The 601-nt window shown below is 67.2% G+C and carries 1 pseudogene; it reads right to left on the minus strand.

Annotation, left to right across the window (positions count from 1 at the left end):
• A pseudogene (locus PTE30175_RS28430) lies at positions 1-601 on the minus strand (hypothetical protein); the annotation flags it as partial.

The raw sequence follows: 601 nt of genomic DNA on the forward strand, positions 1-601 counted from the left end.
GCCCGAGACGGGCAGCGTGTAGGTGTATTCGCCCGCGCCGGTGCCCAGACCCCAGCGGATCTCGACACTGTCGCCGGCGGCCATGCCTTCGTAGGCCTTGACTCGGAAGGTCGCGCCGGTTGGCACGTGGTCCGGGTTCAGCACGCCGTCGACGGCTTCGTCAATCTGCGGCGGCGGCAGCCCATCCTCATCGACTTCGCCGACCTTCAGGCGCAGGACTGCCGAATTTCGCTGCTCGCCGGCGAGTGGCACGACATGGTACTCGACCGGGACGCGCTGGTTCTCGAACGGCGTGACGTATTCGGCGGGCACGGTAAAGGGGATGTCGCGCCCGACCGTATTGGGGTTGACCGGGAAGAAGTCGGTATATTCGTCGGCTGTGCCGCGCGCCCAGGTCATGTGGATCACGTCCTTGTCGGCCATGCCGTCGTAGCTGGCGACCACCACGGTGATGCCGCCCGGCGGGACAGGCAGATCGAGCTGGTCGCCGTTGGCTTCCTCGACGCTTGGCGGGGGCAGCAGATCGCCTTCGTCGACGCCGACGGTGAGCACAAGCGCTTCCGATTCGGCCTGCGAGCCGTCCGCGCGATCGACGCGATAC

The organism is Pandoraea terrae (assembly GCF_902459695.1).
GTDB lineage: Bacteria > Pseudomonadota > Gammaproteobacteria > Burkholderiales > Burkholderiaceae > Pandoraea > Pandoraea terrae.